Here is a 25,780-nt window from a genome sequence, read left to right as displayed (position 1 = left end):
CTCTCGCTTTTACTTTTAAAAACAACCCCACACCGCCTTCTTACTACACAAGCCCTGCCCTGAAGCGCACTGCCAAACATATAAGTGGGGCATAAGCCAGCAAGACCCCCACTACCCCCCCCCCCCCCCCCCCCCCCCAAGCGCCACCCAACATGCAATAGGTAGCAGCCAGAACATATTGATGAGCGCCACCCCCACAGTCACTGGCAAATGACGCCCATAGTGACGAGAAGCATATTGATAAGCATGGCTACGGTGCGCCTCATGAACTCTTTCTCCTCGCCCCAAACGACGTGCGAGCGTCAGCGTAGCATCGACAACAAATACGCCAAGCAAGATCAACCACGCCCATAGCAATTGCGGCTCATCGAAAGCTGCCCACAGTGCCAGAAGACCTAGCATGAGCCCTAGGTAGCCACTCCCCGCATCACCCATAAAAATACGCGCAGGAGGAAAATTCCAGTACAGAAAACCTGCACTCGCCGCCGCTAACAAGACAGGCAAGAGTGCTGCCTCCGCATGCCCCAGCAGCACGAAGATCAGTGCACCAGAAAGGCTAACGGTGACCGCCTCGACCCCAGCAATCCCGTCAATGCCATCCATGAAGTTATATAAATTGAGCAGCCAGACCAGACCGAATAGAGCTAGAACATAGCCCAACCAACCAAGATCGAAGGTAGAACTGAAGAGTCGCAGAACAGGGACTCCACCCAAGCCAATCAACCCCAAAGCCGCCGCCAGAAAATGAGCCATAAGACGCCAGCGCGGAGCAATAGGGCTATGGTCATCGATAAAACCAACGGCAGCCACCAGACCTCCCGCCCCCAGAAACGCCCACAGATTTTGCAGGGGCAAAAAGCCAGAACAACACAAAACAAGCACAGCCAGGGAAAAACCCAGAACTATCGCCAGCCCACCACCCCGTGGGGTTGGCTGCGTATGAGAACTACGTTGATTGGGCACATCCAGCACATTGCGCGATAAGGCATAGCGACGCAGCAACCAAGTGAGCGCTAACACCAGCACAAAAATCATCGGTACAAGCAGAGCCATCATTTGGATTCTTGCTCTAGGAATGACAAAGCAGTCTGCTTCAAAGCTTCATTGCATGAGAGTAACGGCACCCAACCCAGGCGCGCCGTGGTCTTGTCGATACTTACCTGCAGAGAACCACATAGACGCCGCCCTAGCGCCCCCTTTCCCAACAAAACAGCCATCAGGCGCAATGCGCCCTGAGGGACAGGTAGCAAGCGCGAAGGCTTGTGCAGAGCGAATGCCAGACGCCGTAGCAACTCACTCGTAGAGAGATCCTCTCCATCACTAACCAGGAATACCTGGTTGGCCGCCGCCGGATGCTTGAGGCAGACACTCAATAAATCGAGCAGATTAGGCAGAGCCACCAAACTGCGCCGGTTATTAATCCCCCCCAAAGGCAGGGGCACACCGGCATTTAGCCAACGCAGCATACTGCGGAAATTGGCGCGCACCCCAGGCCCATAAATAAGCGGGGGACGGATGATGACAACCTGCATGCCACTAGCCTGCGCCAACTCCAGCAATGCCTGCTCGGCCTCCAGCTTGGAGACGCCATAAGGATCAAGGGGAGCCGGTATGTCATCCGCAGTAAAAGGGCACCCAGGTGCAGTTTCCTCGCCATTCACCTTTATCGAGCTGAGAAAAATGAAACGCGCCACTCCAGCCTGAGATGCTGCCCGAGCCAACCTCAACGTGCCATGTAAATTGACAGCACGGAACTCCTCAAGAGGCTCGGCAGCTACCTCTTGCATCACATGCACACGCGCAGCCGCGTGCACCACAACGCCGACCCCTGCAAGCACATGAGGATCAATCTCCCCCCGCGCCAGATCTCCCAGCACAAGGGGTTCACCTGGTGATTCCGCCGGCAGGCTGTTCAGATCACGCACACCTGCCAGCAACTGAACATCTGTTCGCCCGGCTAGCTGCCGAAGCAAAGCATTGCCAACAAATCCGCTGGCCCCGGTTACCAATACACGCATCAATACCTCCCCATCAGCCGCAACAGCGACATGGAGATCAACCAAGAAGTAAGACACCGAGCCGGCCCAAATGGGGATAAGCCAGAGCCGTGAGAGCGGGAATCAGAAAGACCAAATGAAAAGTTACTGCTCGCCACGCCCCTGAGTGCGCAAAGACTGTAATTCACGCTGTTGCCGAGCAATATGCAAACGCAAGCGGGCAATGAGCCAAAAATTGATCGAAAAGGCAAACATAGCGCCAATAATGAAAGCTATCGACATCAAGACAGCAACCGGCAACTCTGCAGTTGGCCAGCCAAGAAAAACAAGATGGGCCGGTTGACGGTTTTGCAGAACGAAGACCAGCACCGCCACGCCGGCAAGCAGCAAGCACAGCACCAGCAGCAGGCGCTTGAGGTTAAGCAGCATGGGCAGCTCCCCGCGAGCCCTGCGCCCAATCACTCATCTTCATTGACCCGGTCACGCAGTTCCTTGCCCGGCTTGAAATGCGGGACGAACTTGCCGTCCAGACGCACCGACTCGCCAGTCTTCGGATTACGCCCCACCCGCGGCGCACGATAGTGCAGCGAAAAACTGCCGAAACCGCGTATTTCGATGCGATCGCCAGTGGCCAGAGCCTGCGACATCTGCTCCAGCATGGTCTTGATCGCCAACTCCACATCCTTGGACGAAAGCAGCCCCTGATGGCCGACAATACGCTCGATCAACTCCGACTTGGTCATGGTTTTCCCTTCTTTTTCAAGCGGCTAGATCAACTGCTAGCGGTGTTTTAGCACGCCCACCCGCATTTGAATAGCCCACCTGTCAAGCTGGAATCGTCGGATAAGCCCATGATCCGCCGAGAGAAAGCGCAGAAACGAAAAAGGGCGACCGAAGTCGCCCTTTTTCTGATTTACCGGAACTTAGTTCTGGTTCATCTGTGCACGGATCAGATCACCAATGGTGGTCGGACCGGTGCTTTCGCTTTCCTGCTTGGTGCGCAGCTCTTTCATCGCATCCTTTTCGTCTTCGACGTCTTTGGACTTGACGGACAGGCTGATCACGCGGGACTTGCGGTCGATGCTGATGATCTTGGCTTCGACTTCGTCGCCTTCTTTCAGCACGTTACGGGCGTCTTCAACGCGGTCACGGCTGATTTCGGAGGCCTTCAGGATGCCTTCGATATCGCCGCCCAGGCTGATAACAGCGCCTTTGGCGTCCACTTCCTTGACGGTACCGCGCACGATGGTGCCTTTCTCGTTCAGGGAGGCGTAGTTGGAGAACGGATCGTCTTCCAGCTGCTTGATGCCCAGGGAGATGCGCTCGCGCTCCGGATCAACGGAGAGGATGACGGTTTCCAGCTCGTCGCCCTTCTTGAAGCGACGTACGGCTTCTTCGCCGACTTCGTTCCAGGAGATGTCGGACAGGTGAACCAGACCGTCGATGCCGCCGTCCAGACCAATGAAGATACCGAAATCGGTGATCGACTTGATGGTGCCGGAGATCTTGTCGCCCTTGTTGAACTGGCCGGAGAAGTCTTCCCACGGGTTCGACTTGCACTGCTTGATGCCCAGGGAGATACGACGACGCTCTTCGTCGATGTCGAGAACCTGAACTTCCACTTCGTCGCCAACCTGAACGACTTTGGACGGGTGGATGTTCTTGTTGGTCCAATCCATCTCGGATACGTGCACCAGACCTTCAACACCTTCTTCCAGCTCAGCGAAGCAGCCGTAGTCGGTCAGGTTGGTAACGCGCGCAGTCACGCGGGTGCCTTCCGGGTAACGAGCCTTGATGGCAACCCATGGGTCTTCGCCCAGTTGCTTCAGACCCAGGGAAACGCGGTTGCGCTCGCGGTCGTACTTGAGAACCTTGACGTCGATCTCGTCGCCAACGTTAACGATCTCGGACGGGTGCTTGATGCGCTTCCAGGCCATGTCGGTGATGTGCAGCAGACCATCGACGCCACCCAGGTCAACGAACGCACCGTAGTCGGTGAGGTTCTTGACGATACCTTTGACCTGCTGGCCTTCCTGCAGGGATTCCAGCAGAGCTTCGCGCTCGGCGCTGTTTTCCGCTTCCAGGACGCTGCGACGGGAAACGACAACGTTGTTGCGCTTCTGATCCAGCTTGATGACCTTGAACTCCAGCTCTTTGCCTTCCAGGTGAGTGGTATCACGCACCGGACGGACATCGACCAGGGAGCCCGGCAGGAATGCGCGGATGCCGTTGACGTCAACGGTGAAGCCGCCTTTGACCTTGCCGTTGATAACGCCCTTGACCACTTCCTCAGCATTGAAAGCGGCTTCCAGAACCAGCCAGGACTCGGCACGCTTGGCTTTCTCGCGGGACAGCTTGGTTTCACCGAAGCCGTCTTCCACTGCGTCCAGCGCAACGTGGACTTCGTCACCGACCTTGATGGTCAGCTCGCCTTGTTCGTTGAAGAACTGGTCGAGCGGGATGACGCCCTCGGACTTCAGGCCGGCATGTACGGTGACCCAGTCACCGTCGATGTCGACCACGATGCCGGTGATGATGGCACCCGGCTGCATGTCGAGGGATTTCAGGCTTTCTTCAAAAAGTTCTGCAAAGCTTTCGCTCATGTTGATTCCTGTCGATCAAGGGCAGGGAATCTGCCCAAACCACATTCCAGACAATGTGGGTTCGTTCATGTAAAAAGAGGCCTGCGGGACTATGACTGGTCTCCCGCACGCCTCCTTGTCGACCGCGAGATTGCGGTCTTGCTTACCCTGCCAGGTCGCGATTGGCGACCTCGCCGAGAATTCTTTCCAGTACCTGCTCGATGGTCAGCTCGGTGGAGTCCAGCTGAATGGCATCGACTGCCGGCTTCAACGGAGCCACCGCACGCTGCATGTCGCGCTCATCACGCGCACGAATCTCGTCTAGCAGACTCGGCAGGCTAACACCTTCCACTTTGCCTTTCAACTGCAGGTAGCGACGACGGGCGCGTTCCTCGGCACTGGCGGTCAGGTAGATCTTCAGCGGCGCCTCTGGAAACACCACGGTTCCCATGTCGCGACCATCGGCCACCAGCCCGGGCGCTTCGCGGAAGGCACGCTGACGCTGCAGCAGCGCTTCACGTACCGCGGGCAGGGCCGCGACCTGGGAAGCCCCGGCACCGACCTGCTCGTTGCGGATATCGTCGGTGACCTCGTCGCCCTCGAGGATGATGCGCTTGTCGATGAACTGCACGTCCAGATGGGCGGCCAGGGTTTTCAGCGCTTCTTCGTTGGTCAGGTCGATGCCGTGATTGCGCGCGGCAAAAGCCAGCAGGCGATACAGCGCGCCGGAGTCCAGCAGGTTCCAGCCCAGCTTGGCAGCCAGCAGGCCGGCGATGGTGCCCTTGCCCGAGCCGCTCGGCCCGTCGATGGTGATGACTACAGCGCTCATGCCTTGCCCTCCTCCGCTACGCGGATACCAACCTGGGCCGCCAGGCCGAGGAAGTTGGGGAAGGAAGTGGCGACGTTGGCGCAGTCATGAATACGGATCGGCGCACCGGCACGCAGCGAAGCGACGCTGAAGGACATGGCGATGCGGTGGTCGCCGTGGCTCCAGACTTCGCCACCGCCAAAGGCGCCGCCCTCGATAATGATGCCGTCCGGGGTAGGCTCGGCCTTCACGCCCAGGGCAATCAGGCCATCGGCCATCACCTGGATACGGTCGGATTCCTTGACCCGCAGCTCTTCCGCGCCACGCAGCACGGTGCGCCCCTCGGCACAGGCGGCGGCAACGAACAGCACCGGGAATTCGTCGATGGCCAGCGGCACCAGATCTTCGGGGATATCGATGCCCTTGAGCTTGGCCGCACGTACGCGAATGTCCGCGACCGGCTCGCCACCGACTTCGCGCTGGTTTTCCAGGCTGATATCGGCCCCCATCAGCTTGAGAATGTCGATCACGCCGGTGCGGGTCGGGTTGATGCCGACATGCTCCAGCACCAGTTCCGAACCTTCGGCGATGCTCGCCGCCACCAGGAAGAAGGCCGCCGAGGAAATATCCGCCGGCACCTCGATATGGGTGGCGCTGAGCTTGTGGCCGGATTCGACGCGGGCGACATTACCGTCGACCGCCACCGGATAGCCGAAGCCGCGCAGCATGCGCTCGGTATGGTCGCGGGTCGGCGCCGGCTCGGTCACCGCGGTCTCGCCAGCGGCATACAGGCCGGCCAGCAGCAGGCAGGATTTGACCTGGGCACTGGCCATCGGCATTTCGTAGCTCATGCCGGTCAGGCGCTGGCCACCCTTGATATGCATGGGCGGGCGACCTTCGGCAGCCGTCTCGATCACCGCGCCCATCTCGCGCAGCGGCTTGGCCACGCGGTTCATCGGGCGTTTAGACAGCGAGGCGTCGCCGGTCAGCACGGTATCGAACGGCTGCGCAGCCAGCAGGCCGGAAAGCAGACGCATGGAAGTACCGGAGTTACCCAAGTAGAGCGGGCCGGGCGGCGGCTTCAGGCCATGCAGACCAACACCATGCACGGTGACCTTGCCGTGGTGCGGACCTTCGATCACCACGCCCATGTCGCGGAACGCCTGCAGGGTCGCCAGGGCGTCCTCGCCTTCGAGGAAGCCCTCCACCTCAGTGGTGCCTTCGGCCAGCGAGCCGAGCATGATCGAGCGGTGCGAAATGGACTTGTCGCCCGGTACGCGGATACGGCCGGAGAGCGAGCCACCGGGGTTGGCGAGGTAGATCAGGTCGTTCGAGTGCATGGCGTCCACATAGGCCCGACGGGCCAGGATTTTGCTGAAATGCTCGCGGGCGAAGCGGGCGCGGGTGAACACGCCCAGCAACTGATGCCCGTCCCCTGCGTCGACCGCGCCGCGCAAGGCGTCGAGGTCGTCGCGAAATGCGTCCAGGGTGCGCAGCACCGACTCGCGGTTGGCGAGAAAGATGTCGTGCCACATCACCGGATCACTGCCGGCGATCCGCGTGAAATCGCGGAAACCGCCAGCGGCGTAACGGAAAATCTCCAGGTTCTCGCTGCGCTTGGCCAGCGAATCCACCAGGGTAAAGGCCAGCAGGTGCGGCAGATGACTGGTGGCAGCGAGTACCTGGTCGTGGTGTTCGACCTGCATGTGCTCGACATCCGCACCCAGCGCACGCCACAGCCCGTCAACCAGAGCCAGAGCGGCGGTATCGGTCGATTCCAGCGGCGTCAGGATCACCTTGTGGCGGCGGAACAGGCTGGCATTGGCAGCCTCTACCCCGCTCTGCTCGGAGCCGGCAATCGGATGGCCCGGTACGAAGCGCGGATTGTCACCGCTAAAGGCCAGGCGCGCCGCACGCACCACATTGCCCTTGGCACTGCCGACATCAGTGAGCACGGCGTCGCCCAGATCGAGCTTGGCCAGCTGCGCCAGCAGCTTTTCCATGGCCAGGATAGGCACCGCCAGCTGGATCACCGCAGCCCCCTGACAGGCGGCCGCCAGATCGGTTTCACAGCGATCGACCACGCCCAGCTCCACTGCCAGGCGGCGCGACTCGGCGTCCAGGTCGACCCCGACCACCTCGCTGAACAGGCCCTTCTCGCGCACACCCTTGGCAAACGAGCCGCCAATCAGGCCGAGGCCGATGACCACCAGGCGACCCGACACGGCTACGGCCTGCTGAGGCAGATCAGCCACGAGCCAACACCTGCCCCAGGGAATCCAGGAAACGGGCGTTTTCCGCCTGGGTGCCGATGGACACGCGCAGGAAGGTCGGCATGCCGTAACCGGCCACCGGGCGCACGATCACCCCGGCCTGCAGCAGCGCCTGGTTGATCGGCGCGGCATCGCGGGCGAAGTCGACGGCGATGAAGTTGCCCTTGCTCGGAATCCAGCGCAGCCCCAGCGCGGCAAAGCCGGCCTCCAGCTGCGCCATGCCGGCATCGTTGACCCGGCGGCTCTCGGCCAGGTAGTCGGCATCGTCCAGCGCCGCACAGGCGGCGCTCAGGGCCAGGCTGTTGACGTTGAACGGCGCACGCACGCGATTGAGCACATCGGCCACCTGCGGCGAGCTCAGCGCATAACCGACGCGCAGCGAGGCCAGGCCGTAGGCCTTGGAGAAGGTGCGCGAAACCAGCAGGTTCGGGTAGCGCGCCAGGTAGTCGAGGCCATCCGGCAGCTCGTCGCCTTCGGCGTACTCGATATAGGCCTCGTCCAGCACCACCAGCACGTCCTGCGGTACGCGGGACAGGAAACGCTCCAGCGCATCAGGGCCAAACCAGGTGCCGGTCGGGTTATTCGGGTTGGCGACGAACACCACGCGGGTGTTGGCGTCGATGGCCGCCAGCATGGCTTCCAGGTCGTGACCATGATCCTTGGCCGGCACCGCCTTGCCCTGGGCACCGACGGCCTGGGTGGCGATCGGGTACACGGCGAAAGCGTACTGACTGAACACGGCGTTCAGCCCCGGCGCCAGCCAGGCGCGGGCGACCAGGTCGAGGATATCGTTGGAGCCGTTACCCAGAGTCACCTGGGCCGGGCTCACGCCGCAGCGGGCGGCCAGTTTCTGCTTGAGTTCGAAGCCGTTGCCGTCCGGGTAGCGGGTCAGTTCGGCCAGTTCGGCGCGGATCGCCTCCAGCGCCTTGGGCGACGGGCCCAGCGGGTTCTCGTTGCTGGCCAGCTTGACGATGCCGGCCGGGTCGAGGTTCAGCTCACGGGCCAGTTCATCCACCGGCTTGCCCGGTACGTAGGGCGACAGTTTCTGCACGCCCGGTACGGCCAGGGCGAGGAAATCACAGGACATAGCTCAAGCCTCACGCGGCAAGCCGCAAGTCAGAGCACTCGCGGCTTGCGGCTGTTATCAAAGTACCGCTTTCGGATAGGAGCCCAGCACTTTCAGCGCCACGGCTTCGCCATTGATCTTTTCCAGCACGTCCTTGATCAGCGGATCCTGGTGGTGACCGATGAAGTCGATGAAGAACACATAGGTCCACTTGCCACTGCGCGACGGACGGGTCTCGATGCGGGTCAGGTCGATGCCGTTGGTATGGAACGGCACCAGCAGCTCGTGCAGCGCACCCGGCTTGTTGCGCATGGAGACGATCACCGAGGTCTTGTCGTCGCCGGTTGGCGGCACTTCCTGGCTGCCGATGATGAGGAAGCGCGTGGAGTTGTCCGGGCGATCCTCGATCTTCTCCTGCAGCTTGGTCAGGCCATACAGGTTGGCTGCCATGTCGCCGGCGATCGCTGCACTGTTCCACTCGCTCTTCACCCGCTTGGCTGCGTCGGCGTTGCTGGAGACAGCCACGCGCTCGACGTTCGGGTAGTGCGCGTCCAGCCACTTGCGGCACTGGGCCAGGGACTGGGCGTGGGAATAGATACGGGTGATCTTGTCGGTCTTGGTGGTGTCACCCACCAGCAGGTGATGGTGGATGCGCAGCTCCACCTCGCCACAGATGACCATGTCGTGCTCGAGGAAGCTGTCGAGGGTGTGGTTGACCGCACCCTCGGTGGAGTTCTCCACCGGCACCACGCCGAAGTTGACCGCACCGGCGGCCACTTCGCGGAACACTTCGTCGATCGCCGCCATCGGCTGACTGATCACCGCATGGCCGAAGTGCTTGAGCGCCGCGGCCTGGGAGAAGGTGCCTTCCGGGCCCAGGTAAGCGATCTTCAGCGGCTGCTCGAGGGCCAGACAGGAGGACATGATTTCGCGGAACAGCCGCGCTACCTCCTCGTTGTCCAGCGGCCCCTTGTTCAGTTCCATGATGTGCTTGAGCACCCAGGCTTCGCGCTCGGGGCGGTAGAACACCGGCTTCTCGCCTTCCGGCAAGGAAGCCATCTTCACCCGCGCCACGTCCTGGGCGCAGCGCGCGCGCTCGCTGATCAGCTCGAGGATCTTCTCGTCGAGGCTGTCGATGCGAACCCGCAGCGCCTTGAGCTGATCGGCGTCGCTCATCAGCCGTGCTCCTTCTCGAACTCGGCCATGTAGGCCACCAGAGCCTCGACGGCATCCAGGCCGGTGGCGTTGTAGATGGAGGCACGCATGCCGCCCACCGAACGGTGGCCTTTCAGGTTGAGCAGGCCGCGGGCGTCGGCACCAGCCAGGAAGGCCTTGTCCAGCTTCTCGTCGGCCAGGCGGAACGGCACGTTCATCCACGAACGGGCATTGTGCGCGATCGGGTTGGTGTAGAAGTCGCTGGCATCGATGGCCTTGTACAGCAGGTCTTTCTTGGCCTTGTTGCGCTGTTCCATGGCCGCCACGCCGCCCTGCTCCTTGAGCCACTCAAAGACCAGGCCGGAGAGGTACCAGGAATAGGTCGCCGGGGTGTTGTACATGGAGCCGTTATCGGCGGCGATCTTGTAGTTGAGCATGGTCGGGCAGACGCTGCGGGCGCGGCCGAGCAGGTCTTCGCGAATGATGGCAACCACCAGGCCGCTCGGGCCGATGTTCTTCTGCGCGCCGGCGTAGATCAGGCCGAACTTGGAGACATCGATCTCGCGGGAGAGGATATCCGAGGACATGTCCACCACCAGCGGGGTGTCGCCCACTTCGGGAATCCAGTCGAACTGCAGGCCGCCGATGGTTTCGTTGCTGGCGTAGTGCACATAGGCGGCGTCTTTCGACAGCTGCCACTCGTTCTGCCCGGGAATGGCGAAGTAGTCGTAGCCCTTGGCACTGGCGGCCACATTGATGCGACCGTAGCGCTGCGCTTCCTCGATGGCCTTCTTCGACCAGATGCCGGTCTCGATATAGTCGGCCACGCCGTCTTCCGGCAGCAGGTTGAGCGGAATCTCGGCGAACTGCTGGCTGGCGCCCCCCTGCAGGAACAGCACCTTGTAGTCGCTCGGAATGCTCAGCAGGTCGCGCAGATCTTGCTCGGCCTTCTCGGCGATGGCCACGTACTCGTCACTGCGGTGACTCATCTCCATCACGGACAGGCCCTTGCCCTGCCAGTCGAGCATTTCGGCCTGGGCACGTTCGAGAACGGCAGTGGGGAGCGCGGCCGGGCCGGCGCAGAAGTTATGGGCTCGCTTGCTCACGTCAATCTCACTCTTCGCTGTTGCTGGTCTCCGCGCCTGCTTCGGCGTCGGCTACCACTTCTTCGTTCTGCTCTACGGCTTCGCCTTGCAGCGTTTCCAGCTCATCCTCGTCTACACCGGACGGCTCCTGTACCCGCTCCAGGCCGACCAGGGTTTCGTCCTTGGCCAGCTTGATCAGGGTCACACCCTGGGTGTTACGGCCGGAGTTGGAAACCTCGTCGACACGGGTACGTACCAGGGTGCCTTGGTCGGAGATCAGCATGATCTCCTCACCATCCTGCACCTGGATCGCGCCTACCAGCTTGCCGTTACGCTCGTTGATCACCATGGCGATCACGCCCTGGCCGCCACGACCGCGACGCGGGAACTTGCCCAGGCCGGTGCGCTTGCCGAAGCCGCGCTCCGAGGCGGTAAGGATCTGCGAGCCGGATTCCGGAATCAGCATGGAGATCAGCTGCTGTTCCTTGCCCAGGCGCATGCCGCGCACACCACGGGCGGTACGGCCCATGATGCGCACCATGCTCTCGGCAAAGCGGATCACCTTGCCGGCGCTGGAGAACAGCATGACTTCCTTGGCGCCGTCGGTGATGGCAGCGGCAATCAGGGTGTCGCCCTCGTCCAGACGCAGGGCAATCAGGCCGCTGGAACGCGGCTTGCTGAACTGCACCAGCGGGGTCTTCTTCACGGTACCGAAGGCGGTGGCCATGAAGATGTAGGCGCCGGTAGGCTCGGCCACCAGTTCCGGGGTGTCGCCTTCGACTTCCTCGACTTCCGCCTCGACCACTTCACCCTCGAGCACCACGCCCTCGGCCTCGTCGAGTTCTTCCTCGTCGCCAGCCTCGCGCTGCAGCGCTTCCAGGTCGATCTGCAGCATGGCGGTGATACGCTCACCTTCGTCCAGCGGCAGCAGGTTGACCAGCGGACGGCCACGGGCAGTGCGCGAAGCTTCCGGGATTTCGAAGGTACGCAGCCAGTAGACCTTGCCCTTGCTGGAGAACAGCAACAGGGTGGCGTGACTGTTGGCGACCAGCAGGTGCTCGACGTAGTCCTCGTCCTTCACCCCGGTAGCCGACTTGCCCTTGCCACCGCGACGCTGGGCCTGGTAGGCCGCCAGCGGCTGGGACTTGGCGTAGCCGCCGTGGGAGATGGTGACGACGCGCTCTTCCTCGGTGATCAGGTCGGCGATGGTCAGATCCATCTGCGAAGCCATGATCTCGGTGCGGCGGGCATCGCCGAACTCGGCCTTGACCTTCTCCAGCTCCTCGCGGATGACTTCCATCAGGCGCTCGGGGCTGGTCAGGATGCGGATCAGCTCGCCGATCTGGACGAGAATCTCCTGGTACTCGGCCAGCAGCTTCTCGTGCTCCAGGCCGGTCAGGCGGTGCAGGCGCAGCTCGAGGATGGCCTGGGCCTGCTCCGGCGACAGGTAGTACTTGCCTTCGCGCAGGCCGTATTGCGGATCGAGGTCTTCCGGGCGGCAGGAATCGGCGCCGGCGCGTTCGACCATGGCCTCCACGGCACTGGATTCCCAGGCGGTGGCGATCAGGCGATCCTTGGCATCGGCCGGGGTCGGCGAGGTCTTGATCAGCTCGATCACCGGGTCGATGTTGGACAGGGCTACGGCCTGGCCTTCAAGGATGTGACCGCGCTCGCGGGCCTTGCGCAGCTCGTAGACGGTACGCCGGGTCACCACTTCGCGGCGGTGACGGACGAACACTTCGAGCATGTCCTTGAGGTTCATGGTCTTCGGCTGGCCGTCGACCAGCGCCACCACGTTGATGCCGAACACGCTCTGCATCTGGGTCTGGGCGTAGAGGTTGTTCAGGACTACCTCGCCCACTTCGCCACGGCGCAGCTCGATGACCACGCGCATACCGTCCTTGTCGGACTCGTCGCGCAGCTCGGTGATGCCTTCGAGCTTCTTCTCCTTGACCAGCTCGGCGATCTTCTCGATCAGACGCGCCTTGTTCAGCTGGTAGGGCAGCTCGGTGACGATGATCTGCTGGCGGTTGCCGCCCTTCTCCATGTCCTCAATCGTGGCACGGGCACGCATATAGATGCGGCCACGGCCGGTACGATAGGCCTCGATGATGCCGGCGCGACCGTTGATGATGCCCGCGGTCGGGAAGTCCGGCCCCGGGATGTACTGCATCAGGTCGTCGACGGTCAGCTCGGGGTTGTCGATCAGCGCCAGGCAGCCGTCGATCACTTCGGAGAGGTTGTGCGGCGGAATGTTGGTCGCCATGCCCACGGCGATACCGCTGGAACCGTTGACCAGCAGATTGGGGATCTTGGTCGGCATGACCGCCGGGATCTGCTCGGTGCCGTCGTAGTTGGGCACCCAGTCGACGGTTTCCTTGTCCAGGTCGGCCAGCAGCTCGTGAGCCAGCTTGGCCATGCGCACTTCGGTGTAACGCATGGCCGCAGCGTTGTCGCCGTCCACCGAACCGAAGTTGCCCTGGCCGTCGACCAGCATGTAGCGCAGGGAGAAAGGCTGGGCCATACGCACGATGGTGTCGTAGACAGCCGTGTCGCCGTGCGGGTGGTATTTACCGATCACGTCACCGACCACGCGGGCGGACTTCTTGTAGGCCTTGTTCCAGTCGTTGCCCAGCTCGCTCATGGCGTAGAGCACGCGACGGTGCACCGGCTTCAGACCATCGCGCGCATCCGGCAGGGCACGCCCGACGATCACGCTCATCGCGTAGTCGAGGTAGGACTGTTTCAGCTCGTCTTCGATATTGACCGGGAGGATTTCTTTGGCCAGTTCGCCCATGAGAAGCCTGGTTCCTTATTCTGGTGAAACCCCGTCATACCCTTCCTGGGCAAGACTGGAGTCCGTCGCAGCCACTCACTGGAGTAGCGACTCACGACAAATCAACGAGTTAAGCAAACAATTCGCGCTATTTAAGCGGCCTTCGCGAGGCCGCCTGAGAACTGCCGGAGCTTACCACAGTCACCCGTGCAGACCTACCCCGCCGGGCAGCCCGCAGCCGGGCTCAATGCAGGCGCTTGCGGCACATGAGTTGCGCCATTTTCGCTGCATCCGGCCGCTCGACTATGCCTTTTTCGGTGACGATGGCGTCGATCAGGTCAGCCGGAGTGACATCGAACACCGGATTGAAGGCCTCGACATCGGCGGCGACGCGACGCCCACCCACTTCCAGCAGCTCGCGCCCGTCACGCTCTTCGATGGGAATGTCGTCACCGCTCTCCAAGCCCATGTCGATGGTCGAACTGGGCGCCACCACCATGAAGCGCACGCCGTGGTGCATGGCATTGACCGCCAGCTGATAGGTACCGATCTTGTTGGCCACATCGCCATTGGCGGTGATGCGGTCGGCACCGACTATGACCCAGGTGATGCCACGGGTCTTCATCAGGTGCGCGGCAGCGGAGTCGGCATTCAGGGTCACCGGCACGCCTTCGCCCAGCAGCTCCCAAGCGGTCAGGCGCGAGCCCTGCAGCCAGGGCCGGGTCTCGTCGGCGTAGACCCGCTCGACCAGCCCCTCGAGATAGGCGGCGCGGATCACCCCCAGCGCGGTGCCGAAGCCGCCGGTGGCCAGGGCGCCGGTATTGCAGTGAGTGAGGATGTTCTGCGGATTGCCCTGATGACGACGGATCAGCTCCATGCCGAGCTGGGCCATGGTCAGGTTGGCCTCGCGATCGCTCTGGTGGATGCCGATCGCCTCGGCCTCCAGCAGGGCCAGGGCGTCATCACCGGCCTTCAGGCGCTGCAGACGCTCGCGCATGCGCTCCAAAGCCCAGAACAGGTTGACCGCGGTCGGCCGCGACTCCCCCAGCACGGTGAAGTCCTCTTCCAGCGCCACCTGCCAGTCGGCATCACCTTCGGCCAGACGCGCCCGCACGCCCAGCACCAGGCCGTAGGCGGCAGCGATGCCAATGGCCGGCGCGCCGCGCACCACCATGTCACGGATGGCGTCGGCCACTTCGGCCGCACTGTCGTAGGCCAGCCACACTTCCTGCTGCGGCAGCAGGCGCTGGTCGAGCAGGTACAACGTGCCATCCCGCCATTCAATGGCTTTCACCTTCTCAGCCGCCAGCAATTGCTCGCGCATGACACACCCCACCTGCAGAAACGAAAAGCCGCGGATTATAGCGAGCCGAGCATTCAGGTGCTCGGGTATACTGCGCCACTGCCAAAATACCCGAGGATGGCTCGCCATGCCCAACCCCAGCGCCCCGCTCGACCTGCTGCTGCTGCCCACCTGGCTGGTGCCGGTCGAGCCTGCCGGCGTGGTTCTGCGCGAGCACGGGCTGGGCATCCGCGACGGGCGCATTGTCCTGATCGCACCGCGCGCCGAGGCCCTGCGCCATCCGGCTACTGAAATACGCGAGCTGCCAGACTGCGTCCTCACCCCCGGCCTGGTCAATGCCCACGGCCATGCGGCGATGACCCTGTTCCGCGGCCTGGCCGACGACCTGCCACTGATGAGCTGGTTGCAGGAGCACATCTGGCCGGCCGAGGCCAAGTGGGTCGACGAAGCCTTCGTCCGCGCCGGCACCGAGCTGGCCATCGCCGAGCAACTCAAGGGCGGCATCAGCTGCTTCTCCGACATGTACTTCTTCCCGGAAGTGGCCAGCGAACTGGTGCACGCCAGCGGCATCCGCGCCCAGCTGACCATTCCGGTGCTGGATTTCCCCACGCCCGGCGCGCGCGATGCCGAAGAAGCCCTGCGCAAGGGCCTGCGCCTGTTCGACGACCTCAAGCAACACCCGCGGATCAAGGTCGCCTTCGGCCCGCATGCGCCCTACTCGGTCAGCGACGACAAGCTGGAAAACGTGCGCATGCTCGCCGAGGAACTGGATGCCGGCATTCATATGCACGTGCATGAGACCGCCTTCGAAGTGCAGCAGAGTCTGGAACAGCACGGCATGCGCCCGCTGCAGCGGCTGGCCAACCTGGGCCTGCTCGGCCCGCGCTTCCAGGCCGTGCACATGACCCAGATCAGCGACGCGGACGTGGCCCTGCTGGTAGAAAGCAACAGCAGCGTAATCCACTGCCCGGAGTCCAACCTCAAGCTGGCCAGCGGTTTCTGCCCGGTGGAGAAGCTCTGGCAGGCCGGCGTCAACGTCGCCATCGGCACCGACGGCGCGGCCAGCAACAACGACCTCGACCTGCTTGGCGAAACCCGTACCGCCGCCCTGCTGGCCAAGGCCGTGGCCGGCAGCGCCACCGCCCTGGATGCCCACAGCGCCCTGCGCATGGCCACCCTCAACGGCGCCCGCGCCCTCGGCCTGGATGCTGACACCGGCTCGCTGGAGCTGGGCAAGCTGGCCGACCTGGTCGCCTTCGACCTCTCCGGCCTGGCCCAGCAACCGGTCTACGACCCGGTTTCGCAACTGATCTACGCCGGCAGTCGCAGCTGCGTGCAGCACCTGTGGGTCGGCGGCAAGCAACTGCTCGACCAGGGCCGCCTGACGCGCCTGGACGAAGGCCACATCATCGCCACTGCGCGTGCCTGGGGCGCGCGCATCGCCAGCAAGACTGGCAGTGCCACCGAATCGCTTTGAAGGAATGCCCCCATGAGTAACGTCGACCACGCCGAAATCGCCAAATTCGAAGCCCTCGCCCACCGCTGGTGGGATCGCGAGAGCGAGTTCAAGCCGCTGCACGACATCAACCCGCTGCGGGTCAACTGGATCGACGAACGCGTCGGCCTGGCCGGCAAGAAGGTGCTCGACGTCGGCTGCGGCGGCGGCATCCTCAGCGAAGCCATGGCCCAGCGCGGCGCCACCGTGACCGGCATCGACATGGGCGAAGCGCCGCTGGCGGTAGCCCAGCTGCACCAGCTGGAGTCCGGGGTGAACGTCGAATACCGGCAGATCACCGCCGAGGCCCTGGCCGAGGAAATGCCCGGCCAGTTCGACGTGGTCACCTGCCTGGAAATGCTCGAGCACGTGCCCGACCCGTCCTCGGTGATCCGCGCCTGCTACCGCATGGTCAAGCCCGGCGGCCAGGTGTTCTTCTCCACCATCAACCGCAATCCCAAGGCCTACCTGTTCGCCATCGTCGGCGCCGAGTACGTGATGCGCCTGCTGCCGCGCGGCACCCACGATTTCAAGAAATTCATCCGTCCTTCCGAACTGGGCGCCTGGAGCCGTGCCGCCGGCCTGACCGTCAAGGACATCATCGGCCTGACCTACAACCCGCTGACCAAGCACTACAAGCTGGCCGCGGACGTGGACGTCAACTACATGATCCAGACCCTGCGCGAGGAGTAAGGCGCATGCGTTTGCGAGCAGTACTCTTCGACATGGACGGCACCCTGCTGGACACCGCGCCGGACTTCATCGCCGTGTGCCAGGCCATGCTCGCCGACCGCGGCATGCCGGCGGTGCTGGACAAGCAGATCCGCGACCAGATTTCCGGCGGCGCCCGCGCCATGGTTGCTGCCACCTTCGCCATGGATAGCGAAGCCGAAGGCTTCGAGGCCCTGCGCCTGGAGTTCCTCGAGCGCTACCAGCAGCACTGTGCAGTGCTCAGCCGGCCGTTCGAGGGCATGGCCGAACTGCTCGCCGACATCGAGCAGGCCAAGCTGATCTGGGGCGTGGCCACCAACAAGCCGGAACGCTTTGCCGCACCGATCATGCAGCAGCTCGGCCTGGCCGAACGCTCGGCCGTGCTGGTCTGCCCCGACCACGTCAGCCGCAGCAAGCCGGATCCGGAGATGCTTCTGCTGGCCTGCCAGCAGATCGGCGTCGAACCGGGCGAAGTGCTGTTCGTCGGCGACGATGCCCGTGATATCGAGGCCGGCCGCGCCGCCGGCTGCAAGACCGCAGCGGTCACCTACGGCTACATCCACCCCGACGACAACCCGCGCCACTGGGGCGCCGACGTGGTGGTGAACCATCCCCTGGAGCTGCGCGGCGTGCTCGACCGCGCCCTGTGCAGCTGCTGATCCGATTCCGCAACAAAGAGATTTCGCCATGTTCGACTACACCGCCCGCCCCGACCTGCTGCAAGGCCGAGTGATCCTGGTCACCGGCGCCGGCCGCGGCATCGGCGCCGCCGCCGCCAAGGCCTATGCCGCTCACGGCGCCACCGTGCTGCTGCTGGGCAAGACCGAAGCCAGCCTGAGCCAGGTGTATGACGAGATCGAGGCTGCCGGCCACCCGCAGGCCGCAGTGATCCCGTTCAACCTGGAAACCGCCCTGCCGCACCAGTACGACGAACTGGCCGCCATGCTCGAAAGCGAGTTCGGCAAGCTCGACGGCCTGCTGCACAACGCCTCGATCATCGGCCCGCGCACCCCGCTGGAGCAGCTGTCCGGCGACAACTTCATGCGCGTCATGCAGGTCAACGTCAACGCCATGTTCATGCTCACCAGCACCCTGCTGCCGCTGCTCAAGCTGTCCGATGACGCCTCGGTGGTATTCACCTCCAGCAGCGTCGGCCGCAAGGGCCGCGCCTACTGGGGCGCCTACGGGGTGTCCAAATTCGCCACCGAGGGCCTGATGCAGACCCTGGCCGACGAAGTCGAAGGCGTCAGCAACGTGCGCGCCAACAGCGTCAACCCCGGCGCCACCCGCACCGACATGCGCGCCCAGGCCTACCCCGGCGAGAATCCGGCGAACAACCCGGAGCCCGCCGCCATCATGCCGGTCTATCTGTACCTGATGGGCCCGGACAGCAAGGGCCGCAACGGCCAGGCCTTCGACGCCCAGTGAAGGCCGGTCACTGGGCAACCGCCGGTTTTCCGGCGGCCGCCCAGTGCGAACGGCATCACATTGCCACCATCACCGCCAAGGAACCGGCAAAAACTTGCCTCTCAAGCCCTAAAAATCAATACAACCAATTGATTTAAAAGGCTTTATACAAACTGGCACAGAATTCGCTCTACCTCCCTCGTCACAGCGCATAGCGCCAGAGGTTGAGCTCCATGGTTCCACACAATCAGTCCAACACTATCGATTTCGATGCCGCCAAGCTGCAGCGCCTGGGCTACGCCAGCCGCAACCGCCAGCCGCTCAAACCGGTCAGTCTGGCCCAACTGCGTCAGCAGCTCAGCCTACAGCTGCAGACCTCGCTGGAAGTCGACCGCATCCTCGATCTGTTTTTCCGTGAAGTGCAGCGCCTGGTTCCGCTGAGCGCCCTGAGCTACCAGCTGAGCGCCAGTGATATGCGCCTGGAACTCGGCGAACGCGCCAGCCACTCGGCCGGCTACCGCCTGAGCCATGAAGGCGAGTACCTCGGCGAGCTGATCTTCCGCCGCAACCAGCGCTTCAGCGACGACGAACTCGGCCAGCTGGAATCGCTGCTGGCCAGCCTGCTGTTCCCGCTGCGCAACGCCCTGCTCTACCGCGCTGCCCTGCAGAGCGCCCTGCGCGACCCGCTGACCGATACCGGCAACCGCGTCGCCATGAACCAGGCCCTGCAACGCGAAGTGGAACTGGCCCGGCGCAATCTGCAGCCGCTGTCGGTACTGATGCTGGATATCGACCACTTCAAGCAGATCAACGACCAGTACGGCCACACCACCGGCGACGAAGTGCTCAAGGCCATGGCCGACGTCGTGAAGAACAGCCTGCGCAACATCGACATGGTGTTCCGCTACGGCGGCGAGGAGTTCCTCATCCTGCTGTCCAACACCAGCCGCGAAGCCGCGCAGATGGTCGGCGAGCGCCTGCGCCTGGCTGTGCTCGGCCTGCAGCACCTGGTGGACAACCGCGCCATCGAACTGTCGATCAGCCTCGGCTGCGCCACCCTGCTGGCCGGCGAGTCGGTGGACAGCCTGCAACGGCGCGCCGACAACGCCCTCTACGTGTCCAAGCGCGAGGGGCGCAATCGCCTGTCCATGGCCGGCTGAACAATAGGTCAGCAATAAAAAGGGGCTCCTAGGAGCCCCTTTTTATTGCCGCAGATTCAGCGCTTGCGGCCGAAGCCGGGACGCTGACCCTCGCCACTCGGCGGCCGCTTGTTGCCGCCAGGCGCCGCCGGACGTGGCTTGCGCGCCGGACGATCAGCCAGCTCTACCGCCGGACGCGGCGTGCGCTTCTTGCCATCCGCCGGACGCTCGGCCACTGGCGTGCCACGGCCGCTGTCACGGCGCTCGCCACTGTCCTTGCGCGGGCTGCGCACCGGACGCTCGCCACCGGCGTCACGCGGGGCCCGCGCCGGACGCTCGCCGCCCGCCTCGTCGGCCGGACGCAGCACGCGCTTGGGACGCTCGCCACGGGCCAGCGGCTTGGCCGACTTGCGCTGCAGGCGGTCGAGCTTGTCGCGCACCTTCTCTTTCATCGCCGGCAGGGCCATCGGCGCCAGGCCGCATTCCTCGCTGAGGATGTCAACTTCGCGCTGGGACATCTCGCGCCAGCGTCCCATCGGCAGGTCGGAGGTCATGAACACCGGGCCGAAGCGCACCCGCTTCAGGCGGCTGACCACCAGGCCCTGGGACTCCCACAGACGGCGCACCTCGCGGTTGCGACCTTCCATCACCACGCAGTGGTACCAGTGGTTGAAGCCGTCGCCGCGCGGCGCTTCCTTGATGTCGGTGAACTTGGCCGGGCCGTCTTCCAGCATCACGCCGGCCTTCAGCTGCTCGATCATCTCGTCGGTGACTTCGCCGCGCACGCGTACCGCGTACTCGCGATCCATCTCGAAGGACGGGTGCATCAGGCGGTTGGCCAGCTCGCCGTCAGTGGTGAACAGCAGCAGGCCGGTGGTGTTGATGTCGAGGCGGCCGATGTTGATCCAGCGTCCCTCGCGCGGGCGCGGCAGGCGGTCGAACACGGTCGGCCGGCCTTCCGGGTCGTCACGGGTGCAGATCTCGCCTTCCGGCTTGTTGTAGATCAGCACGCGGCGCACGACCTGCGCCACTTCCTCGCGGCGCAGCAGCTGACCGTCGACGCTGATGGCATCGCGCTGGTCGACGCGCGCGCCCAAGGTGGCAACAACGCCATTGACCTTGACCCGACCGTCCTTGATCCATTGTTCGATATCGCGACGCGAGCCCTGCCCCGCACGGGCCAGGACTTTCTGCAGTTTTTCGCCGCTGGGGCGGACAGGTTCGATGCTGGGATCGATTTCACTCATGCTGGGCACCTCCCGGTGTGTCTGGTGAATGTGGCGCTAGGCGCCGAAAGGGTCGCGCATCATACGCGGATCACCGCCAGGACGCACGGGCAGACTATAGACGGCCAAGACCAACGCCGCCGTTTACCGCCAACCGGCAGGCAACCAGGCTGACCAGCGGCTGGCGGCAAGCCATTGCCCAGCCTTAGTCGTGACCGAGCGGCGCCTCATCCAGCGATTCCGCGGCATCGGCCAGCGGCTCCGGCTCTTCGGCATCCTGCGGCAGGTCGCTGAAGTCGGTCTTCAGGCCCTGCTCCATCGAGTCCAGTTCGGCCAGCAGGCTGCGGAAACTGGTTTCGTCGCGCGGCTCGGCAGCGGGTTCGGCGCCTTCGGCATCGGCCCGCGCCTGCAGCTCGGCCGGCACCGGCAGGTCGTCGTCCAGCGCCAGCAGCGGCTCGGGCTCCAGTTCGCGGAGTTCGGCCAGGGTCGGCAGCTCGTCGAGGTTGCTCAGGTTGAAGTGGTCGAGAAACTGCCGGGTGGTGGCCAGCATGGCCGGCTTGCCCGGTACGTCGCGGTAGCCGACCACGCGAATCCACTCGCGCTCCTGCAGGGTCTTGATGATCTGGCTATTGACCGCCACGCCACGGATATCCTCGATCTCGCCACGGGTGATCGGCTGCCGGTAGGCGATCAGTGCCAGGGTCTCCAGCATGGCCCGCGAGTAGCGCTGCGGGCGCTCCTCCCAGAGCCGACCGACCCAGGGAGCGAACTGCTCACGCACCTGCAGGCGGTAGCCAGAGGCCACCTCCTTGAGCTCGCAGGCGCGCCCCTGGCAGGACTCAGCCAGGATGCCGAGCGCCTCGCGAATGGTCGCCAGCTCCGGGCGCTCGGCCTCGTCGAATAGCTCGCTGATGCGTTCCAGCGACTGCGGCTTGCCGGAAGCCAAGAGGAAGGCTTCGAGCAGGGTGGCCAGTTCTTTCGGGTCGGACAGGTTCATCTATTCGGCTCGGGCACGCACATGGATGGGGGCAAAGGGCTCATTCTGCACCAGTTCCACCAGTTGTTCCTTGATCAGTTCCAGCACCGCCATGAAGGTCACCACCACACCAAGACGCCCTTCCTCCGTGGCGAACAGCGTGACGAACGGCACGAAGGCGCCACCTTTGAGGCGCTCCAGCACTTCGCTCATGCGTTCGCGGGTGGACAGCGCCTCACGCGTCACCTGGTGGCTCTCGAACATGTCGGCACGGCGCAGCACCTCGGCCATGGACAGCAGCAGCTCCTCCAGGCTGACCTGCGGCAGCAGTTTGCGCGCTCGCGCCTCCGGTGCATCCAGGCGCGGCACGGTGAGGTCGCGCCCCACCCGCGGCAGCTCGTCCAGGCCTTCGGCAGCGGCCTTGTAGCGCTCGTATTCCTGCAGGCGGCGGATCAGCTCGGCACGCGGGTCGTCTTCCTCGTCCTCGGCATCGGCCGAGCGCGGCAGCAGCATGCGCGACTTGATCTCGGCGAGCATGGCGGCCATCACCAGGTACTCGGCAGCCAGCTCCAGGCGCACCGACTTCATCAGCTCGACATAGCCCATGTACTGCTTGGTGATTTCCGCCACCGGAATGTCGAGGATGTCGATGTTCTGCTTGCGGATCAGGTACAGCAGCAGGTCGAGCGGCCCCTCGAAGGCTTCGAGGAAGACTTCCAAGGCATCCGGCGGGATATACAGATCCAGCGGCAGCTCGGTGACCGCCTGGCCGTAGACCAGGGCGAACGGCAGTTCCTGCTGGGTACCGGGCTCGGCGTCGGGCGCCACGGCTGCGGGATGTTCGGCGGTTGCGCTCACGCTGTGCCGGCCTCGAACGGGCTGGGGTCGCCACAGCCGACGCGGAACACCTCGGGCTCGCCATCGGCCAGGTTGACCACGGTGGAAGCCTCCAGGCCGCCATAGCCGCCGTCGATGATCAGGTCGACATGGTGTTCAAGCACCTGGCGCATCTCGTAGGGATCGCTCATCGGCAGCTCGTCGCCCGGCAGGATCAGGCTCACGCTCATCAGCGGCTCGCCCAGTTGCTCGGCCAGGGCCAGGGCGATCGGGTGGCTCGGCACGCGCAGGCCGATGGTGCGGCGCTTGGGATGCAGGAGCATGCGCGGCACTTCGCGGGTGGCATTGAGAATAAAGGTGTAGGGCCCCGGGGTGTGCGCCTTGAGCAGGCGAAAGGCGGTGGTGTCGACCTTGGCGAACAGGCCGATCTGCGACAGGTCGCTGCACACCAGGGTGAAATTGTGCTTGTCATCAAGCTGGCGCAGGCGGCGGATACGCTCCACCGCGCCCTTGTCGCCGATCAGGCAGCCGATGGCATAGGAGGAATCGGTCGGGTAGACGATCACCCCGCCGCCCCGGACGATTTCCACCGCCTGCTTGATCAGGCGCGCCTGCGGATTCTCCGGGTGCACCTGGAAGAACTGGCTCATGACCTCTCCCTGTTCAGATGGCAGCAGCGCGTGCATGGTCGAAGCGCTCCCACAGCGCTGGCAAGTCGTCCGGCAGCGGCCGGTACATCCCCAGCTCGGACCAGTCGCCGGGGGCATGGAAATCACTGCCCACGCTGGCCAGCATGCCGAATTCGCGGGCCAGGATGGCCAGCCCGCCGACCTGCTCGGCCGGTTGCAGGCCATTGACCACTTCCAGGGCATGACCACCGGCGGCAATGAAGTCGGCCACCAGGCGGCGGCGCTTGCTGCGGGTGAAATCGTACTGCCAGGGATGGGCCAGGCTGATCCAGGCTCCGGCATCGCCGAGGGTGCCGACCGCCTGTTCCAGGCTTGGCCAGTGCTGCTTGACGTCGCCCAGCTTGCCCGAGCCGAGCCACTTGCGGAACGCCTCGGCGTGGTCGCGCACATGCCCGGCACGTACCAGGAACTCGGCGAAGTGCGGCCGCGCCGGCGCGTTGCCGCTATCGCCCAGCGCCTGCTGCACGGCGCGTGCGCCATCCAGCGCGCCGGGCATGCCCTTGGCCTCCAGGCGCCGGGCGATTTCCTCGGCGCGCAGCCAGCGGCCCTGGTGCAGGTCGACAATCGCCTTGCCCAGCGCCGGCGCCTCGCTGGCGAAGGCGTACCCCAGCACATGGATGGTCGCCCCACCCCAGGTGCAGGACAGTTCGATGCCATTGACCAGGCGCACGCCCAGCTGCTCGGCAGCCTGGCGGGCTTCGTCCAGCCCCTCGAGGGTGTCGTGGTCGGTCAGCGCCAGCAGCTCGACGCCCCGTTCATGGGCGCGCGCGACCACCGCGGCGGGGGCCAGGACGCCGTCGGAGGCAGTGCTGTGGCAGTGCAGATCAACCTTCATGGGGCCGCTTTCGCTGGGAATGATGTTTGTTATTATGCCGCCACATCCCGCTTCTGGCTGCCGCCGTGAAACAATTCATCGACTTCATCCCGCTTATCCTGTTCTTCATCGTCTACAAACTCGATCCGCGCACCGTCGAACTGGCCGGCCACAGCGTCGAGCTGGGCGGCATCTTCAGCGCCACAGCCGTGCTGATACTGGCCTCCGTGCTGGTCTACGGCACTCTTCTGGTGCTGCAGCGCAAGCTGGAAAAGGGCCAGTGGCTGACCCTCGCCGCCTGTCTGGTATTTGGCGGCATGACCCTGGCCTTCCATAGCGAGACCTTCCTCAAGTGGAAGGCACCGGTGGTTAACTGGCTATTCGCCCTGGGCTTCCTCGGCAGCCACTTCATTGGTGACAAGCTGCTGATCCAGCGCATGCTCGGCCACGCCGTGCAGCTGCCGCAGGCGATCTGGACGCGCCTGAACCTGGCCTGGGTGGCCTTCTTCATCTTCAGCGGCAGCGCCAACCTGTTCGTGGCCTTCACCTTTCAAGAGTTCTGGGTCGACTTCAAGGTATTCGGCAGCCTCGGCATGACGGTACTCTTCCTGGTCGCCCAGGGCGTCTACCTGGCCCGTCACATGCATGACGGCGAAACCCAAGACAGCAAGGACTGACATGCTCTACGCCATCATCGCCAGCGACGCCGAAGGCTCCCTGGACAAGCGCCTGGCCAGCCGCCCGGCCCACCTGGCCCGCCTGGAACAACTGAAGAACGAAGGCCGCCTGGTACTGGCCGGCCCGCACCCGGCCGTGGACAGCAACGACCCGGGCACGGCCGGCTTCACCGGCAGCCTGATCGTCGCCGAGTTCGACTCCCTCAGCGCCGCCCAGAGCTGGGCCGATGCCGACCCCTACCGTGCCGCTGGCGTCTATGCCAGTGTCACGGTCAAACCCTTCAAACGGGTTCTGCCCTGACCGCCTAACGCCCAATAACAAAAATCGGAAACCGGAGTTCCCCATGCGCCAAGGCCCGCTGTCGCTGTTGCTCGCCAGTCTGCTGTTCGCCCCCTGGGCCGCAGCCGAGGAAACCACTCTCGCGCTGCCCACCCCCAGCCCGGCCGTAACCAGTCCCAGCCACAACGACAAGCTCGCCGAGCTGCAGCAACAGCTGGCCGACAGCGAACGCCAGCGCAGCGAACTGCTGGCCAACAGCAGCGAGCAGAACAACGCCCAGCTCAACCGCCTGCGCCAGGACAACCAGCGCCTCAAGCTGCAGCTCAAGCAGGCCCAGGCCCAGCAACCGCCGCGCCTGCTCAGCGAGCAACAGCTGTGGTACACCATCGGCGGCGGCTCCACCTTGCTGGCTTTCGTCATCGGCCGCCTGAGCGCCGGACGACGGAACAAGCGCCGCAGCGAATGGGTCTGAGTCACCGTCTTC

General features: G+C 64.1%; 24 protein-coding genes and 1 pseudogene. 8 read left to right on the top strand and 17 right to left on the bottom strand.

Going from position 1 to position 25,780, the window contains the following annotated elements; all coding sequences use genetic code 11:
* Window positions 1–43: 43 nt before the first annotated feature.
* The 12 genes and pseudogenes from A9179_RS07310 to mtnA form a co-directional block, all read right to left on the bottom strand.
* Window positions 44–1,053: pseudogene (locus A9179_RS07310) on the bottom strand (MraY family glycosyltransferase).
* Window positions 1,053–2,018, bottom strand: coding sequence for a UDP-glucose 4-epimerase family protein (locus tag A9179_RS07305; RefSeq protein WP_187805167.1), 966 nt, complete (start codon window positions 2,016–2,018; stop codon window positions 1,053–1,055). Before A9179_RS07305 ends, A9179_RS07310 begins: the two are co-directional and overlap by 1 nt.
* A gap of 123 nt (window positions 2,019–2,141) precedes the next feature.
* The gene (locus A9179_RS07300) at window positions 2,142–2,426 is read right to left on the bottom strand and encodes a lipopolysaccharide assembly protein LapA domain-containing protein (protein WP_187805166.1); all 285 of its coding nucleotides are present in this window, start codon (window positions 2,424–2,426) and stop codon (window positions 2,142–2,144) included.
* A 29-nt stretch (window positions 2,427–2,455) separates the two neighbouring features.
* Window positions 2,456–2,740, bottom strand: a complete 285-nt coding sequence (ihfB, locus tag A9179_RS07295) for an integration host factor subunit beta (protein WP_183088548.1) — start codon at window positions 2,738–2,740, stop codon at window positions 2,456–2,458.
* A gap of 180 nt (window positions 2,741–2,920) precedes the next feature.
* The gene (rpsA, locus tag A9179_RS07290) at window positions 2,921–4,600 is read right to left on the bottom strand and encodes a 30S ribosomal protein S1 (protein ID WP_187805165.1); all 1,680 of its coding nucleotides are present in this window, start codon (window positions 4,598–4,600) and stop codon (window positions 2,921–2,923) included.
* A gap of 142 nt (window positions 4,601–4,742) precedes the next feature.
* Window positions 4,743–5,408, bottom strand: coding sequence for a (d)CMP kinase (gene cmk, locus A9179_RS07285; RefSeq protein ID WP_187805164.1), 666 nt, complete (start codon window positions 5,406–5,408; stop codon window positions 4,743–4,745).
* Window positions 5,405–7,642: a bifunctional prephenate dehydrogenase/3-phosphoshikimate 1-carboxyvinyltransferase gene (locus A9179_RS07280; RefSeq protein WP_187805163.1), complete on the bottom strand. Its 2,238-nt coding sequence runs from the start codon at window positions 7,640–7,642 to the stop codon at window positions 5,405–5,407. Before A9179_RS07280 ends, cmk begins: the two co-directional genes overlap by 4 nt.
* Window positions 7,635–8,747, bottom strand: coding sequence for a histidinol-phosphate transaminase (gene hisC, locus A9179_RS07275; protein ID WP_187805162.1), 1,113 nt, complete (start codon window positions 8,745–8,747; stop codon window positions 7,635–7,637). The genes A9179_RS07280 and hisC overlap by 8 nt, the downstream gene beginning before the upstream one ends.
* Window positions 8,748–8,804: 57 nt before the next feature.
* A complete protein-coding gene (gene pheA / locus A9179_RS07270; RefSeq protein ID WP_187805161.1) occupies window positions 8,805–9,902 on the bottom strand; it encodes a prephenate dehydratase in 1,098 nt (365 codons plus the stop codon).
* Window positions 9,902–10,987, bottom strand: a complete 1,086-nt coding sequence (gene serC / locus A9179_RS07265; protein WP_187805160.1) for a 3-phosphoserine/phosphohydroxythreonine transaminase — start codon at window positions 10,985–10,987, stop codon at window positions 9,902–9,904. The genes pheA and serC overlap by 1 nt, the downstream gene beginning before the upstream one ends.
* A 7-nt stretch (window positions 10,988–10,994) precedes the next feature.
* Window positions 10,995–13,763 (bottom strand): DNA gyrase subunit A, encoded by a 2,769-nt coding sequence (gene gyrA / locus A9179_RS07260; RefSeq protein ID WP_187805159.1) that lies wholly within the window; start codon window positions 13,761–13,763, stop codon window positions 10,995–10,997.
* 223 nt (window positions 13,764–13,986) lie between these two features.
* A complete protein-coding gene (mtnA, locus tag A9179_RS07255) occupies window positions 13,987–15,066 on the bottom strand; it encodes an S-methyl-5-thioribose-1-phosphate isomerase (RefSeq protein ID WP_187805158.1) in 1,080 nt (359 codons plus the stop codon).
* Window positions 15,067–15,172: 106 nt separating this feature from the next.
* On the opposite strand from mtnA, the gene A9179_RS07250 reads away from it, so the two are divergent.
* The 5 genes from A9179_RS07250 (at window position 15,173) to A9179_RS07230 (ending at window position 19,818) form a co-directional block, all read left to right on the top strand.
* On the top strand, window positions 15,173–16,522 hold the full coding sequence (locus tag A9179_RS07250; RefSeq protein ID WP_187805157.1) for a TRZ/ATZ family hydrolase: 1,350 nt from the start codon (window positions 15,173–15,175) through the stop codon (window positions 16,520–16,522).
* A gap of 12 nt (window positions 16,523–16,534) precedes the next feature.
* Window positions 16,535–17,233: a bifunctional 2-polyprenyl-6-hydroxyphenol methylase/3-demethylubiquinol 3-O-methyltransferase UbiG gene (gene ubiG, locus A9179_RS07245; RefSeq protein ID WP_187805156.1), complete on the top strand. Its 699-nt coding sequence runs from the start codon at window positions 16,535–16,537 to the stop codon at window positions 17,231–17,233.
* Between the two features lie 5 nt (window positions 17,234–17,238).
* On the top strand, window positions 17,239–17,910 hold the full coding sequence (gene mupP, locus A9179_RS07240; protein WP_187805155.1) for an N-acetylmuramic acid 6-phosphate phosphatase MupP: 672 nt from the start codon (window positions 17,239–17,241) through the stop codon (window positions 17,908–17,910).
* A gap of 28 nt (window positions 17,911–17,938) precedes the next feature.
* Window positions 17,939–18,679: a YciK family oxidoreductase gene (locus tag A9179_RS07235; protein ID WP_187805154.1), complete on the top strand. Its 741-nt coding sequence runs from the start codon at window positions 17,939–17,941 to the stop codon at window positions 18,677–18,679.
* 212 nt (window positions 18,680–18,891) lie between these two features.
* On the top strand, window positions 18,892–19,818 hold the full coding sequence (locus A9179_RS07230; protein ID WP_187805153.1) for a GGDEF domain-containing protein: 927 nt from the start codon (window positions 18,892–18,894) through the stop codon (window positions 19,816–19,818).
* A 56-nt stretch (window positions 19,819–19,874) separates the two neighbouring features.
* Here A9179_RS07230 and rluB read toward each other — a convergent pair whose 3' ends face one another.
* From rluB to A9179_RS07205, 5 genes are all read right to left on the bottom strand, one after another.
* Window positions 19,875–21,044 carry a 23S rRNA pseudouridine(2605) synthase RluB gene (gene rluB / locus A9179_RS07225; protein WP_187805152.1) on the bottom strand — a complete coding sequence of 390 codons (1,170 nt, stop codon included), beginning with the start codon at window positions 21,042–21,044 and terminating at the stop codon, window positions 19,875–19,877.
* A gap of 184 nt (window positions 21,045–21,228) precedes the next feature.
* Entirely contained in the window at window positions 21,229–22,020 is a 792-nt protein-coding gene (gene scpB, locus A9179_RS07220; protein WP_187805151.1) for an SMC-Scp complex subunit ScpB, read from the bottom strand.
* Entirely contained in the window at window positions 22,021–22,827 is an 807-nt protein-coding gene (locus A9179_RS07215) for a segregation and condensation protein A (protein ID WP_394354752.1), read from the bottom strand.
* Window positions 22,828–22,853: 26 nt separating this feature from the next.
* Complete coding sequence (locus tag A9179_RS07210; protein WP_187805150.1) at window positions 22,854–23,486, bottom strand: L-threonylcarbamoyladenylate synthase; 633 nt, start codon at window positions 23,484–23,486, stop codon at window positions 22,854–22,856.
* 13 nt (window positions 23,487–23,499) lie between these two features.
* Window positions 23,500–24,360 carry a PHP domain-containing protein gene (locus A9179_RS07205; RefSeq protein ID WP_187805149.1) on the bottom strand — a complete coding sequence of 287 codons (861 nt, stop codon included), beginning with the start codon at window positions 24,358–24,360 and terminating at the stop codon, window positions 23,500–23,502.
* Window positions 24,361–24,425: 65 nt separating this feature from the next.
* On the opposite strand from A9179_RS07205, the gene A9179_RS07200 reads away from it, so the two are divergent.
* Genes A9179_RS07200 through A9179_RS07190 form a run of 3 tightly spaced genes read left to right on the top strand, consistent with a single transcriptional unit; the run spans window position 24,426 to window position 25,768 of the window.
* Window positions 24,426–25,016 (top strand): septation protein A, encoded by a 591-nt coding sequence (locus tag A9179_RS07200; RefSeq protein ID WP_187805148.1) that lies wholly within the window; start codon window positions 24,426–24,428, stop codon window positions 25,014–25,016.
* Window position 25,017: 1 nt separating this feature from the next.
* Window positions 25,018–25,317: a YciI family protein gene (locus A9179_RS07195; protein WP_187805147.1), complete on the top strand. Its 300-nt coding sequence runs from the start codon at window positions 25,018–25,020 to the stop codon at window positions 25,315–25,317.
* Window positions 25,318–25,360: 43 nt separating this feature from the next.
* Window positions 25,361–25,768, top strand: coding sequence for a hypothetical protein (locus A9179_RS07190; RefSeq protein ID WP_187805146.1), 408 nt, complete (start codon window positions 25,361–25,363; stop codon window positions 25,766–25,768).
* The last annotated feature ends 12 nt before the right edge of the window (window positions 25,769–25,780 follow it).

Origin of the sequence: Pseudomonas alcaligenes (assembly GCF_014490745.1) — a bacterium.
Lineage (GTDB): Bacteria > Pseudomonadota > Gammaproteobacteria > Pseudomonadales > Pseudomonadaceae > Aquipseudomonas > Aquipseudomonas alcaligenes_C.
This window is presented reverse-complemented; position numbering and strand designations above follow the sequence as displayed.